This window comes from Roseibium sp. MMSF_3544, assembly GCF_030732845.1.
Lineage (GTDB): Bacteria > Pseudomonadota > Alphaproteobacteria > Rhizobiales > Stappiaceae > Roseibium.
The window spans coordinates 143,933-157,708 of sequence record NZ_JASHKA010000004.1 but is presented as its reverse complement, the minus strand read 5'-3'; the positions used below and the strand labels follow the sequence as shown (position 1 = coordinate 157,708).

Below are 13,776 nucleotides of genomic sequence, written 5' to 3'. Positions count from 1 at the left end.
AAAAAGGAACCAATCGTCGACAGGTCTACTTTTCTCGCAATGCGGCCATATGCTCTGATCACAACGATTGTCGGCTTTCGGGATGAGCTCGTGAAACAGCGAACGTCCTAAATGGCGGCGCAAAGCCGTCGTTTGTTTTCAGCGCGGCGAGCGTTCGGTTAGAGCCATAGTTTTGAGTTTGAAGGTTTCGCTGTGAGTGCAAACAACAGCAAGTTTGCAACAAATGCATAATGCCTGATGCTGCAACGCAGCCCGAAAATCGGTCATTCATGCGATGTGTACAGGTCGTGTGCGCAATCACGAGTCGAGGCAAGGTGCGGTTATGCAGTCTCGAGACGAAATTTGAGAAACTTTGCGCCTTCATACGTGACCTCACCCACCTGTTTCGCGCCAAGCCTTGCGAGTGCGCCCAAGTTCTTTCGAGATGGCGGCAAAAGAAATGTCACGTACGGGATGCGTCCGTCAGCAACGGCAAAATCTAGTGCCTTTTTCGAGATTTGCCTCCCCAGACCGAAAGCATCCGGACGTAGTACCAGTCCGAAATCCCACTCGTCACCTTCCTTTTGGAAGCCTCCCCATCCTACGTATTTTTCATTGGCTAAAAAAGCCCAGTGCCCAAGTCCATCACGGGTCCAACACTGCTCCTTGTGAACGACAAACTTTTCCGCGGCCTCAACGTCCCACTTAGTTGTCAGAAGCGGCATGTGCTCTGCCACCCGAGGGTCAGACATGTGAGCTGCAATCTCTGTTGGCTCGATTTCCGACAGCCGAGCAAATGTGATTTCTTGTTTCAAGACAGCTTCCTCTAGTGTTCTTTCTCCGCCTTCTCCAGATATGAGTACGGCTCAAATTGGGTGGTGGGTCTCGAGCAAAACGCTTACGCGATCACAAATCCTTGAAGTTAGTATTGTGCTTGCGAGCTTTCATCGGTCTTTGCCCGTTCTGGTCAAGCTTGGAATGCGGAACGCCGACTTTGGTAACGACTAAGAAATCCGTATCAGGGCTCGTCGTCTAACATCGATTGTAACGTGGCCCAGATATATGAGCCTCGCAGTTCCACCTGTTGCTGGCGAATGGTCCCCGTCAGTGCTTCGGCTTTTTCACTCGGTTCCAGAGATTGATGATACCGAGGTCTGCGGTGACTACCGAGGTCGCCTTCTTCGAATAGTGCACCCGCAACGCCGTACGCAAACTGGAAAGATCAGTGCCACGATCGAGGCAAGTCAACGCTTCCGTCTAAGCGAGTACTGCCTGTTCGGCAGGTGAAAGATGATCAACCTCGCGCCAGACGACAAGCGTGTCGACCTTTCCCTGTGAGTCGCCGTTTTTTCGTGCTCGGCTCAGATGCAAGCCCACGCAACAAACACATAAACTGATCTGATACGCCCCTAGTTCGATCAACACTGAGAGTGCATGATCAGGCCATGATCTGCCATTAAGGCAAGGGCGTACCCAAGATGCCCGAAGATCTATGGCTTTTTTTGTCCGCGAGTAAGCGGCGGGTTTGAACCAGTCATCGAAAAATCTTTTTTTAGGGCTATTGGTGGTCTACGGCCCGCAAGATCAAATCCATAAGGGACGGCTCAGTCGCGTGGATCACGCACCGCATCGCCGGGCGATCAGCGTGGCGGCGGGGCCTGCTGACGGCAGGGTCTGCACTTCACACGTCATCGCGCCTTTCAGACTGCGTTTGATGTCTTCAATGTTCAGGAACCGTCCTGTGTGTCGGAGCGAGAGGCCTCGGTACATGACCCAATCCACGAAGCCGCGAAAGGGTTTCTCGGCGCAGAATGTGAGGCACAGGATACCGCCTGGCCGTAGGACGCGGCATAGTTCGCGCAAAGCATCGCTTGGCTCCGATACCGTTTCAACCACCCATGCGCTCGTCACCAAGTCAAAGCTGGAATCCGGGAATGGCATAGCTTCCAGTCGACCGCGCGACCGACGGACCGGCAGATCGGAGCAACGAGACAGCATCGCTTCGGATGGGTCCAGCAGCGTGATCTGTTTTGGGGTGATGCCACAGGCAAGCAAGCCGCGCGCAAATCGTCCAGTGCCGCAACCGGCGTCCAGAAGCTTCGCCTCTTCAGTCATCCCGACACGCACCGCTGCCTCCAGCGCGGCTTGCGCCTCACCACCGGCAAATCGCAGCCAGCGTTGGTGGAGGCGATCATAGACAGGGGCCAGGCGATCATAGAGACGGATCATCCGGTCGTCTGTATTTGTCGTGTATGTCATCGCTCTAGTCTCCAAGCGCCGGAGCGACGCCTAACGTCTCGGACCTTGGCATCCACCGCCAGGCGACTGCAACGATCTCCATGCGCTGGAGAACAAGTCGATATGTGACACCGAGGTCGATGGGCGCGGGAGGGATCACAGTCACAGTGGTCATCAGAGCAGCAAAGAAGGTGAGCGGCCGTGCAAACTGACACTGCGACAGCATAGACGACGGCACCATCGCAATCGGAACGGAGAGCACAACGGCGCCAAACAGCATCAATTTGGGGGGTGTCCCCATACCGTTGAGCCAACCAGTCATGATGGTTTCCAAGTACCCAGGCATCACGAGTTGGTGGAGTTCGCAACACATCAGCGTTAAGCAATATGAACGGCCAAAGGGTCGAAAGCTTCGTATGTACGTCTTCAGTGCGCATCGTGTGTTCATTCTTTGGTCAAAAAGCGGTGCAGACACGCACGCTTAAGGTGATCGGGTCAGGCCGGTCTGCGACGGTGCGGTTCAGTCAAGGGGCTTCCGTCCGCTTCCGAGCCAGGCAACAGTGCCGAGTTGCACCGGAAATGGACCGGCTTGCTTACGAATGTAGCGGAGTGCTTCTTCGGTCTTCGCTCGCCAAACCTCTTCGGGCATCTGCGATTTGAGAAACGTGATGGGCGCACTAGCAGCGACAAAGCTGTTCCATAGCGCTTCGGCAGACCTGAATAGACTTCCATGCTCCAGTCTGCTGATGGTCACATCTTGAAAACCAGCGGCGATCATCTCGGATTCCATAACGTCGGGGTTTTCGAGTGACGTAATGTCATAGTGTGGCGCAGCCCGTGCGGGGTCTATCCGATAGATCGTTTCTGCCATAACCGAGAACAGCGGCGAGTCGGACAGTTTCGACCAACTCGACACATAGCCCCATCCACCGGGACAAAGGATGCGGAGCATCTCGGCGTACCCCTTGGTTCGGTCTGGAAAGAACATAAGACCAAAGAGTGAAAACGAGATGTCAAATTCATCGTCAGGAAACGGCAAGTTTTGGCCATCGGCCTGATGGAGCGAGACACCGGACACGGAGTTATCAAGAATATGCTGCTCGAGAATGGCCAACATCTCGTGCGAGAAATCGACGGCCGCCACCTTCGCGCCACGCTCTGCCAAAAGTGTCGTGAGCGTTCCCGGACCACAGGCAATGTCGGCGACATACATTTCGGGACCGACTTGGGCGTGCAATAGCGTTGCTTGGCTGTAGGCACGAAAGAGATCGCCCGCCGCAATGGCATAGCCTTCGGCAACCATGTTCCACGGTTCGACTTTGCTGAGGATGTTCATTATTTTTTCAAGTCCACTTGCGAGATCGGTAGATACAGAACCGGGGCACACCGATCCGTTGGTGCGCTTATCGCCATGCATCAGCAAACAGTCGATTGCCGAAAATTGAACAACTGCTATACGTGGATGCATGAACTGGGATGCAATCTCCTTCGACTGGAACCAGGTGCGGGCCTTTCTGGCGACTGTTGAAGAAGGCACGTTTAGTGCCGCCGCACGCGTCTTGAAAACCACGCAACCAACGATAGGGCGCCAGATAGCAGAACTTGAGGATCGGCTTGGCGTGACGCTTCTGGAACGCAGCGTGAAGGGTCCGCGATTGACAGAGGCGGGCGAAAGCCTGCTTCATCATGTACGCGCCATGAGCGACGCGGCAACGATGATCTCAATGGCTGCAATCGGGCAATCAGCAGAGGTTTCAGGCAGGGTGCGGATCACGGCCTCGGACATGTTGGCTGTGGGCCTCATCCCGAGTCTTCTCTCGCCGTTGCGGAAGTCGGCGCCAGGAATCCGGCCTGAACTTCTGCCATCCAACGATATCAAAGACCTCCTAAGCAGAGAGGCGGACATTGCTGTTCGGCATGTTCGCCCCGAACAGCCTGAGCTCATCGCCCGACATGTTGCCGATCTGCCAACTGGTCTATATGGGTCGCGAACTTACTTCGAGGCGGTTGAAAGGCCGAGCACTCCACGCGACGCTGCTGATCATGCATTTATCGGTATTCCAAGTGGCGAGGGCCTGCTATCGACGTTACGAAGTCTTGGAATTCCCCTGACACAGGACAGCTTCGTTGTAACCAGCGACTCAGGCGTGGTCATTTCAGGATGCCTAAAGGCCGGTTTTGGACTGTCGCTGCTGCCTGTTGCACTCTGTGATCCTGAACCGGACCTCGAACGCGTATTGCCCGACCTACCTACGCCGCAAATTCCGGTTTGGTTGGTGACGCATCGCGAATTGCGGACGAGCAAGCGCATACGACTTGTCTTCGACCGATTGGCCCACGGCTTGGCACAAGCTTCGGCACAGCTCCGGAACTGAGTGGGCGCAAAGAGTTCGCGCCTTTAACGCGATTATACGCACGGATCCATCTTTCCAGCGAGGAGGGTCATATTCAATGACCGCTTTGGCGATTTGTACCGCATTAGGGCAAATTACAGTCTGCGCCGGCGAAGGGTTTTTTTGCTCGAGCGAAACCCGATATTCAAAGGTCTGCTTCGTCCGCTTTGCCCCCTTCAGTCCGTTCACAACGGACGACTGCTTTTTGGGAACAGCGAGGTAGCAATCGCACGTCTAAATTGCGGGCGCAAAGCCGTCATTTTACTCTTATGCGGCGAACGTCTGGTTAGAGCCCTTGGTTTCTGTTTCAGCGTTGCGACAATGTATGACAACTCGTCTACGTGCACTGCAAGTCTCCGCGTGCAATTCTGACCTTATTAATAGTGCTGGGATTAAGTGATGAGTCGCGAGATTCGATTACTTGTGCGAGCAGATGACGCAGGATCGAGTTGGTCCTCCAACATCGGATGTCTGCGCGCTTGTACCAAAGGAATTGCACGGAGCGTTGAGGTCATGATGCCGTGCGCGTGGACTTCACACGCAGCGCAGATACTCAATGGTCAACCGGAAGTGGACATCGGTATTCATTTGACCCTGACGAGTGAATGGGATGCGGTAAAGTGGCGACCTATCACCCAAGCGAGAAGCCTCGTCGATGAACGCGGAGATTTCCTTCCGCTGCTGACGCCAAGGGACGGAGATAACAGACGAAGTTTGTCGGAGGTCGACTGGTTACTGGACGAAATCGCTAGCGAATTCAGAGCTCAAATCGTGCTTGGGATCGAAATGTTCCAAAACGTTTCACACGTAAGCTCGCATATGCTGAAACACTTCAAAGACTTCGACGCGAGACTCGGTGATGTCATCTCTGATCTCTGCCTCGAATACGGTCTCGATGATGACGCTTTTGGCCATGGTCTGCCAAGGATCGAAGGGTATCCCAAGTTTCCAAGGGATACCGGGCAGCGGGTTAAAGCCTTCGTGCATCAACTCGAAGAACTTGATCAGGGCACACATATCTTCATTGACCATCCAGCTATCACGTCACCAGAATTGTCCGTGACCGGCCATAGTGGATACGAAGACGCGGCAGAAGATCGCGTGACCTGCCTGGAAACACTCACAAGCCCTGCGTTGCGTGAACGAGTTGATCAACTCGGCATCGAACTAATCAGCTATCGAGATCTCTAAACGAACGGCAGTTTTGTCCGAATTGCCCCTTCTGTTCGTTCACAACGGACGGCTGCTTTTGGGACCTGTGGGGTAGCAGTCGAACTTTTAGATTGGCTGCGCAAAGCGGAGTTACCGCTTAAAACCAAGACCGGTCCGTCAAGTACGGGGCCGAGCGCGGATTGTCGGGTTTTTTGCAGTAGAAGCTGTAAGAATGAGAGCCATTGCGAAACCCGGTTTCATTGCAGTTTCATTGCAATGAAAACCAACTGAAGTTGCTAAGTGATTGAGATTGTTGGTCGGGCAGGCCGGATTTGAACCGACGACCCCTTCACCCCCAGTGAAGTGCGCTACCAGGCTGCGCTACTGCCCGAACGAGACCTACCTAGCTTGTTCGCTGTGAGAGCGCAAGCTGCTTATTGGCCTGGAGTTGTTTGTTTGCCCATCCAGTCGATCCCGGCCGGCTCTCTGGGCGCGGAACCGCCGTTGTTCGATCCTGTCGGTCGCGATCATGCCCCACGCCAGACCGTAGAGCATATACATGTGCCGCCAGCGGTCGGTGTCGATGATGACGGACAGGATCAGGTGTGCGGCGAAAACGGCGAAGACACAGTGTGTGAACCCTGTCCAGGGTCTGGATTTGAACAACAGCGGTACGAGCGCACACAGCGTCCAGATGGCCAGCGCGATGTAGGCCGTGCCGCCGAGCCAGCCGTAGGTGGTGTACCCCTTCAGATAAACGTTGTGTTCGTCCTCGGGGAAATAGTTGCGGAACTGCAGCGGGCCGAGGCCGAGCGGATACTCCATCACCAGCTGAAATCCGTAGTAGTAGCGCGCAAACCGGCCGAGACGGGAGCTGTCATAGTCCTGGACGAGGCGCGCGCGCTGCTCGAACATTTCGGCAACCGTGTCGATGGAAAGCGCCGCCAGGAGCAATGCGAAAACGCCGAGGCTGCCGGCAATCCCGAGCAGCAGAAGGCGGCCCCGGCGCCGGTTGCTCTGTTCCGTCACCAGTGCCAGGAAATAGACAATCAGCACACCGGCAAACAGAACGACCCACGCCCCGCGGGAAAAGCTCAGGAAAATGCCGAGGAGAAGGATTGTCAGCGGCACCAGCAGCAGCACATTTTTGAAAAACGAATGGCGCAGCAGCTTCTGGATCAGCAAGAGCGCCGGCAGTACCAGGAAGGGACCGAACACGTTCGGATCCTGGAACGTACCGCGTGCCCGGTCGTAAAGTGTGAAATAGTCGGCGCCGGGAAACAGCTGGAAGTACCCGGCTATGCCGATCAGTGAGACAAAAACCGCGCTGACCGTGTAGCCGTTCTGGATGATGCGGAAGCGTTGCGGATCGTCCGCCAGGATCGCCGCGTAGAAAATGGCGGTGATGGCAAGAAAACTTGTGACGGCGATGTACATGGCCGCTTCGCCGAGGTCGTCGGACATCGGCACGGAGGCAAGGCCGCCTGCGATATAGAGCATCAGGCAAATGATCAGCGGGCCGAACTCCGGGCGCAGCTTTAGCCCGCAGGCCAGCCAGACAACGGAAAGCAGCACCATGTAGAGTTCATAAGGGGCCGGTTCCTCGATCACGAAACCGGACAGGAAGGCGGCCAGCCACAGAGCGCCGTTGCCGAGACTTCTGACCGGCACACCGACCCGCGCATGCGCACCTGGCGCACCGCCGAAATGTCCGGTCGCGAAGCTCAATAAGCGTTCTCCGTATTGAAGAGGCGGAACGGCGTCAGGAACAGGATCTTGAGATCGAACAGGATAGACCAGTTTTCGATGTAATAAACGTCGCACTCGACGCGTTTCTGGATCTTCTCCGGCGTATCGACTTCACCGCGCCAGCCATTGATCTGGGCCCAGCCCGTCACACCCGGCTTGACCTTGTGACGTGCGAAATAGCCGTCAACCACATCATCCCAAGTGGTGTTGTCAGTGTGGGCATTGACCGCGTGCGGGCGTGGCCCGACAAGCGACAGAGTGCCGGCCAGAACGTTGAAGAGCTGCGGCAGCTCATCAATTGACGTCTTGCGGATAAACCGGCCGACCTTGGTCACGCGCGGGTCTCCCTTGGTCACGACCTTCTTCGCGTCCGGGTCTGCCATGTCGGTGTACATGGACCGGAACTTCAGTATCTCGACGATCTCGTTGTTGAAACCGTAGCGTTTCTGCCGGAACAAAACGGGCCCGCGGCTTTCCATCTTGATGGCGATTGCAGCGGCGATCATCAGCGGAAACAGGGTCACAATTGCAAGTGACGCAAAGACAAGGTCGAAAACGCGCTTTGCCACCATATCCCAGTCGGCAATCGGCTTTTCGACGACGTCAACGAACGGGACAGTTCCGATGAAGGACGCGCCACGGCTGCGGAAGCGGACCTTGTCTGTATGGGCGGACAGCCTGATATCGACAGGAAGCACCCACAACTTCTTCAGGAGTTCCAGAACACGTTTTTCAGCGCGAAGTGGAATGCACACGATCAGCATGTCGATACGGGCGAGCCTTGCGAATTCGACCAGAGCGCTGATGTCGCCGAGTTTCGGATACCCGGCAACCACCGGCGGCGAGCGTTCGTTTGAGCGGTCGTCAAAAATCCCGCAAATCCGGATGTCGTTGTCCGCCTGGGCCTCCAGTTCATGGATCAGCTCAGCTGCGGCGGTGCCGCCGCCAACGATGATGGCGCGGCGTTCAAGCCGTCCCGTGTTCATCCAGTGACGCACCAGACTGTGCACGACCACGCGTGACAGGCACAAGGTCGCAAGGCCGAAGACAAACCAGGACCCGATCCAGGTATCTGTAATGCCTGCACCAATGCCTGTTGTCGACCGGAACAAGGCCAGCATGGCGAAAACCAGTGTCCAGCCAGCGGCGACACGGCCGAGAAGCGACAGCCCTTGCCGCATAATCGGGACCTGATAGACGTCTGCTGACTGGAAAAAGGCCAGCGCAAAAAGAACGGCGGTTCCGGTCACAAAGACATGCGGCCAGCCGAATGACGCAAGCTCACCTCCGGCCACTGCCGCCGCAATGGCGCTGCCGCAGATCAGCACAATGTCGGAAAGGCGCGTAACTCCGGTCAGTACGGTAAGGGAAATGCCCTTGCCGCCCAGGCTTTGTGCAATTTGAAGCGCACTGACCGACAATCCGGAGTTCGGTGTCTTCAGGGTATGATGCGGCTGCGGCCCGATTGCCCCGTCGACGCTCTGTCTGAACTGTTTTTCGAGGTTACGGCGCAGGTCCGGGCCGCTTTCGGCAACCGGTCTTTGTTCGACAGCCTCGTCAGATTGAAATGCGGGCTTGTTCATTATCTGTTGCTCGATCTGGCAAGGGCTGACTGGGTCCGGCGAAGAGCTGCTGCGTCTTCCGTCATGCCGGCCGCGCCGTGTTCGGCCGACGTCAGCCCTTTGAGGTCCTGGTAAAGCGTCGTGATGCGGTCGCTCATCAGATCAACGGAGAATGTCTCGGCAAGGCAGCCGCGCAAGTCTGCCGCGTCGCTGTGCATCTTGTCCGGGTCTGCAAGAGCGTTCTCCATCGCGACAGTCAGCTTTCCGATGTGTCCGGGCTCGATCAGACGGCCGGCGTGGCGGCCAAAAATTTCCGGAATACCGCCGACACGTGTCGCGATGAGGGGACGCCCGGCAGCAACCGCTTCAAGAATGATGTACGGCATCGCTTCAGCACGGGAGGGGACGACGACCGTTTTCGCCAGCTTGAAAGCTTCTCGCGCCGGCAAGGCGCCATGAAACGTGACGGCCTTGTCCAGACCAAGAGAGACGATCATCTTGCGATAGCGCTCTTCGTCGGGCCCTTCACCGACGATATGGGCGCGCGGTGCGACGCCTGTCTTCAGACGTATGTTGTAAAGCGCTTCAATGAAGAGATCCGGTCCCTTCAGGTCGCGCAGCATGCCGATATAAAGAAAGTCGGCGGCGTCTTCGTCTGCCGTGACCTGTTTGAACTCTTCTTGCGTAAGACCGTTGTAGACCATGCGTGTCTGCGCTTTCGGCTCACCGATCTTGCTCTCGTAAGCCGCGCGTTCGTAGTCTGAAACGAACACAAGGCCGTCCGTCAGTCGCCCGAGAATGCTCTCCAGGAGATGATAGACGCGTCCTTCGAAGCGGTTGGGATCATAGTGCAGGCTGCCACCATGCGGACAATAGACCCGGGCGACCTTGTTGCCGCGCAGCCGCAACACGGTCCCGATCAGCCGCGCGTAAGCGCCGCCCTTTGCACCGTGGCCGTGAAGGACATCGGGTTTGAGGTCACGAATGTGCGTGTAAAGCGACTGGGTCGCGGAAAGGTCCTGGAAAGTGAGTTGGCGCTGCATTGGAAAGCGCGCCAGGCCGAGCGACAGTTTCGGCCGAAGGTCCTCGACAATCTGATTGTCGAATTCGCTGCCCGTCGTGCTGTCGCAGATTACGCCAACGTCGTGTCCAGCTGCCGCCTGCGCGATGGCCAAATCGCGGATATGGCGAAAGATTCCGCCGATAGGCGAACGGACACAATGCACGATCCGCATAGGGGTCGTTGTCATGGTGCAGTATCCCTGTTGTTACCCCCGGATTTCTTTTCGAACCCGTGAGGCCTTGAAGCTGCACCGTATCAAAGGGAGATGAGTCCACCGTTAATTTACGGAGGATTAGAAGTAGCGTTCCCGGATGTAGATTGTGTCTCCGGGCCGGATCGGGTCCGAAATGGGAACACGGCCGTTTAGAATTTCACCATTAATCTGACGGGTGATATCCACATTTGATTGTTGGGCCCTGGAACTGAATCCGCCGGCCGTGGCAATCGCATTCTGGACCGTCATGCCGGCAACGTAGTTGTACTGGCCTGCATTTTGCACTTCGCCCATGATGAAGATCGGCCGGTAGGTGTCCACCTCAACGGAGACGTCCGGATCGCGGATATAGCCTTGCCGCAATTTCGTTGCGATCTCCGATGCAAGTCCTTGCTGCGTCCTGCCTCTGGCAGCAACGCTGCCGATGAGCGGAAACGAAATATACCCAGCCTGATCAACGACATAAGTGTTTGAAAGGTCTTCCTGACCAAACACAATGATGCGCAGTCTATCACTCGAATCCAGGCGATAGGGCTCTGTCAGCGTCTCATGAAACGCTGTCGGCGGCTGCCTGTATCCACTGCAAGCGGCAAGGCCCAGGCAAAGACCCAGGACAAGAAGCGCTCTCGTTCGCATCAACGACTCTCCTACAATTCAAGAGCAGCATCGCGTGTTATGGTTAATTGAGGGTGAAGAGCGTTTGTCGGACCACGACCGGCCATCCTTGCAGCCGCCCCAAAGATTAACAGGTGCGGACATGCAATTGCGTAAGGTTTAACCGATCGCTTACCCTAATTCGACATAGTTTGCCGGAACGTGGAGAATCTAGGCAATGAATGCTGATCGGCAGACACATCTCGAAGACGACATGGCGTTGGATCTGGGGGGACTCCTTCGCGCAATCGGGCGCTCGCTCGGCTGGTTGCTGCCGCTCACCCTGTTCGTCTCTGCGGCAATCTTCGTCGGACTTCAGTTCGTCGCACCGAAATACAAGGGCGAAGCCCGTGTCCTGATCGAAAGCACGGACAACAAGTTTCCCGGTGCATCGCGCGGCATCGAGGAGGAGAGGGCGCTTCTCGACGCCGAAGGTGTCGCCAGCCAGGTTCAACTCCTCATGTCGGCGGATCTCGCGCGGCGTGTTGCCCAGAAGCTCAACCTCGCCGCCATTCCCGAATACGAAGCAAAGGGAAGCGCCTCGCTGATCAACGATCTGCTGATGATGGTCGGCCTGGGCAGCGATACTGCCGGCAACAGCGAAGAAGAGCGGGTTCTCAAGCACTTTTACGAGAATCTGGATATCTATCGTCTTGAAGGCTCTAGGGTGATCGCCGTTGATTATTCAGCGGAAAACCCGGTTCTGGCCGCCAAGGTGGCCAATACGATTGTCGACGAATACCTGTCGCTTCAGTCGAGTGCCAAGAGGCAGACGACTGAGCAGGCTTCCGCCGCGTTGGAACCGCAGATCGTGGAGCTGCGCAAGGAAGTCCAGGCTGCACGCCAGGCAGTTGCAGACTTTCGCGCCCGCGCCGATCTTTTAATCGGAGCCGACAACATTCCTCTGAACCAACAGCAGCTTGCCGAAACGAGCAGTGATTATTCGGCAGCGCAGGCTTCGAAGGCCGAGGCGCAGGCAAAAGCCGATCTATTAAGGGAGTTGCTCAATTCAGGAGGATCGCTGGAAACGGCAAGCGACGTTTTGAATTCGGCGCTGATCCAGCGGTTGCGCGAGCGGCAGGTTGAAATCCAGTCCAATATCGCAGAACTCTCGATCACCCTTTTGCCAAGCCATCCCCAACTGAAATCGCTGCAATCGCAGCTGGGCGACTATGACAGGCAGATCAGAGCCGAGGCCACAAAGATCCTTCAGGGCCTGGAGAACGATGCCAAGGTCGCCAACCAGCAGGCGCTCGCGCTGGAAGCGCGGCTTGAAGACTTGAAAGCCGCTGCCGCTCGGTCCAACGCAGATCAGGCCCGGCTCAGTGAACTGGAGCGCGAAGCCAACGCCAAGGCTGCCCAGCTTGACCAACTCCTGCTTAGTTTTCAGGAGGCAGATTCCCGGCTGCGTGCCCAAGTGCTTCCTGCAGACGCTCGAATCATTTCACGGGCAAGCGTGCCGGTTGAACCCTATTCGCCCAAGATCATTTCAAGCACCATTATTGCCGCCCTTGTCACTCTCATTCTGGGTATCGCCTTTGTGGTGATGCGCGAGTTTCTGACGGGCAGGGCGCTTTACAGCGTCGACAGGGGGCAGACAGGGGGCGTTGCTGCCCATCCGCCGGCTGCAAGCCCCGTCGAACCCGCCGTTGCTGCACACCGGCCTGCTACGAGCGGTCAGCAGTTTGCCAGCACCGGGGTCAACACTGGCGAGCCGTTCGGTTGGCAATCAGGTTATGGCGTTTCCGCAGCGACTTACGGCTTTGATCAGGCGCTCGGGAAAGAGAGCACAGAGCGCTCCCTGGTCTCCGAAGACACAGGCAACATGGCCGACATTCCCTCGATTGCCGATCCGGATGACGTTTCCGAAGAAACCGGGGCCAAGCGTCCGGACAATGCGCGCATGCCGGGCCGTACAAGCAGCAAATATGATCAGGATGTCTCACCGGACTGGATCGGAGAGTTGCGCGGCAACGAAGACAACAGCGACGCCGAAGGGCCTGAGTCGATTGAAACGCCGGCTGAGATCGAACCCCAAGAGACCGTGGCAGCCGAGAAGGCTGAGGAACAGGCGCCGAAAATTGCGCCGCTGCGGGGACCCAAATCCCTTCGCAGACCTGACGATGCGCCGGAGCCCAAGCCCCTTTCCAACAAGGATGCTGCTTTCAAGCTTGCAGGCAAAACGACGTTCTCCAAAGACATTGACGTCAAGGGACGCATCGTTGTTCTCAGTGTGGATGATGAAACCCTGTCTCATGATCTGGCGTTCGATCTTGTGCGCAAGGCCGCCGCAAACGGGGCGAGTGCACTCGTTGTGGAAGTGTTCCCGGACCAGTCCGATGCGAAGGCGGCGGAAGGATTTTCGGACGTGGTTTCCGGGCGGATGCCATTTGCGAAAGTTGTCTACCGGGACGCGGTCTCCAAGGCGCATATCATTGAGGCCGGACGGGTTGCGATCACGGACGACATGGTCAAGTCGGACCGGTTCAAGCTCGCGCTCGACGCAATCAGGTCCACCTACGATTCTGTCGTTGTCGACCTTGGAGCCATCGATGGTTCACTTGCCAGCGCACGTATGTTGAGTTTCGCCGATCGTGTTCTCATCGCCGCAAGCGCACCCGACCACAGTCATGAGCTTCAGAGCGCCGCCAATCTTCTGGCGCACAATACCGGTGCCAGGGTTGAAGTGGTCATTGCCGGTCAGACCAGCCCAGATCCGCGTCGCAACGGAGACGGTCACGCAGCCTGACCTGAGGGCTGGCGCAATCGCAA

Annotated in this window: 12 protein-coding genes and 1 tRNA gene; 3 read left to right on the top strand and 10 right to left on the bottom strand. The window is 56.7% G+C overall.

What is annotated here, in order from left to right; translation table 11 throughout:
- Positions 1–320: 320 nt before the first annotated feature.
- From RBB47_RS07505 to RBB47_RS07490, 5 genes are all read right to left on the bottom strand, one after another.
- A complete protein-coding gene (locus tag RBB47_RS07505; RefSeq protein WP_305985148.1) occupies positions 321–794 on the bottom strand; it encodes a GNAT family N-acetyltransferase in 474 nt (157 codons plus the stop codon).
- Between the two features lie 442 nt (positions 795–1,236).
- Positions 1,237–1,404 (bottom strand): carboxymuconolactone decarboxylase family protein, encoded by a 168-nt coding sequence (locus tag RBB47_RS30995; RefSeq protein WP_371932753.1) that lies wholly within the window; start codon positions 1,402–1,404, stop codon positions 1,237–1,239.
- A gap of 192 nt (positions 1,405–1,596) precedes the next feature.
- Complete coding sequence (locus RBB47_RS07500; protein ID WP_305985147.1) at positions 1,597–2,238, bottom strand: class I SAM-dependent methyltransferase; 642 nt, start codon at positions 2,236–2,238, stop codon at positions 1,597–1,599.
- A 4-nt stretch (positions 2,239–2,242) separates the two neighbouring features.
- The gene (locus tag RBB47_RS07495) at positions 2,243–2,590 is read right to left on the bottom strand and encodes a DUF6326 family protein (protein WP_305985146.1); all 348 of its coding nucleotides are present in this window, start codon (positions 2,588–2,590) and stop codon (positions 2,243–2,245) included.
- Positions 2,591–2,737: 147 nt separating this feature from the next.
- On the bottom strand, positions 2,738–3,685 hold the full coding sequence (locus RBB47_RS07490; RefSeq protein WP_305985145.1) for a class I SAM-dependent methyltransferase: 948 nt from the start codon (positions 3,683–3,685) through the stop codon (positions 2,738–2,740).
- Between RBB47_RS07490 and RBB47_RS07485 the strand changes: the two genes are divergently transcribed.
- Together RBB47_RS07485 and RBB47_RS07480 are read left to right on the top strand one after the other, a co-directional pair.
- On the top strand, positions 3,684–4,592 hold the full coding sequence (locus RBB47_RS07485; RefSeq protein WP_305985144.1) for a LysR family transcriptional regulator: 909 nt from the start codon (positions 3,684–3,686) through the stop codon (positions 4,590–4,592). The genes RBB47_RS07490 and RBB47_RS07485 overlap by 2 nt on opposite strands.
- A 417-nt stretch (positions 4,593–5,009) precedes the next feature.
- Positions 5,010–5,801: a ChbG/HpnK family deacetylase gene (locus RBB47_RS07480; RefSeq protein ID WP_305985143.1), complete on the top strand. Its 792-nt coding sequence runs from the start codon at positions 5,010–5,012 to the stop codon at positions 5,799–5,801.
- A gap of 275 nt (positions 5,802–6,076) precedes the next feature.
- On the opposite strand, the gene RBB47_RS07475 is transcribed toward RBB47_RS07480, so the two are convergent.
- The 5 genes from RBB47_RS07475 to RBB47_RS07455 form a co-directional block, all read right to left on the bottom strand.
- A tRNA-Pro gene (locus tag RBB47_RS07475) sits at positions 6,077–6,153 on the bottom strand.
- A gap of 8 nt (positions 6,154–6,161) precedes the next feature.
- Entirely contained in the window at positions 6,162–7,490 is a 1,329-nt protein-coding gene (locus RBB47_RS07470; protein ID WP_305985142.1) for an O-antigen ligase, read from the bottom strand.
- Complete coding sequence (locus RBB47_RS07465; protein ID WP_305985141.1) at positions 7,487–9,094, bottom strand: undecaprenyl-phosphate glucose phosphotransferase; 1,608 nt, start codon at positions 9,092–9,094, stop codon at positions 7,487–7,489. Before RBB47_RS07465 ends, RBB47_RS07470 begins: the two co-directional genes overlap by 4 nt.
- Complete coding sequence (locus RBB47_RS07460) at positions 9,094–10,323, bottom strand: glycosyltransferase family 4 protein (protein WP_305985140.1); 1,230 nt, start codon at positions 10,321–10,323, stop codon at positions 9,094–9,096. Before RBB47_RS07460 ends, RBB47_RS07465 begins: the two co-directional genes overlap by 1 nt.
- A gap of 105 nt (positions 10,324–10,428) precedes the next feature.
- Positions 10,429–10,986 carry a polysaccharide biosynthesis/export family protein gene (locus tag RBB47_RS07455; protein ID WP_305985139.1) on the bottom strand — a complete coding sequence of 186 codons (558 nt, stop codon included), beginning with the start codon at positions 10,984–10,986 and terminating at the stop codon, positions 10,429–10,431.
- Between the two features lie 196 nt (positions 10,987–11,182).
- Here RBB47_RS07455 and RBB47_RS07450 point away from each other — a divergent pair, with 196 nt between their 5' ends.
- A complete protein-coding gene (locus RBB47_RS07450; RefSeq protein WP_305985138.1) occupies positions 11,183–13,753 on the top strand; it encodes an exopolysaccharide transport family protein in 2,571 nt (856 codons plus the stop codon).
- Positions 13,754–13,776 lie beyond the last annotated feature (23 nt).

What these genes read in the sequence shown, in the direction of transcription:
- RBB47_RS07480 (WP_305985143.1), top strand. Translation starts at nt 5,010, where the DNA reads ATGAGTCGCGAGATTCGATTACTTGTGCGAGCAGATGACGCAGGATCG.
- RBB47_RS07450 (WP_305985138.1), top strand. Translation starts at nt 11,183, where the DNA reads ATGAATGCTGATCGGCAGACACATCTCGAAGACGACATGGCGTTGGAT.
- RBB47_RS07460 (WP_305985140.1), bottom strand. Translation starts at nt 10,323, where the DNA reads ATGACAACGACCCCTATGCGGATCGTGCATTGTGTCCGTTCGCCTATC.
- RBB47_RS07455 (WP_305985139.1), bottom strand. Translation starts at nt 10,986, where the DNA reads ATGCGAACGAGAGCGCTTCTTGTCCTGGGTCTTTGCCTGGGCCTTGCC.
- RBB47_RS07495 (WP_305985146.1), bottom strand. Translation starts at nt 2,590, where the DNA reads ATGTGTTGCGAACTCCACCAACTCGTGATGCCTGGGTACTTGGAAACC.
- RBB47_RS07490 (WP_305985145.1), bottom strand. Translation starts at nt 3,685, where the DNA reads ATGCATCCACGTATAGCAGTTGTTCAATTTTCGGCAATCGACTGTTTG.
- RBB47_RS07500 (WP_305985147.1), bottom strand. Translation starts at nt 2,238, where the DNA reads ATGACATACACGACAAATACAGACGACCGGATGATCCGTCTCTATGAT.
- RBB47_RS07465 (WP_305985141.1), bottom strand. Translation starts at nt 9,094, where the DNA reads ATGAACAAGCCCGCATTTCAATCTGACGAGGCTGTCGAACAAAGACCG.
- RBB47_RS07485 (WP_305985144.1), top strand. Translation starts at nt 3,684, where the DNA reads ATGAACTGGGATGCAATCTCCTTCGACTGGAACCAGGTGCGGGCCTTT.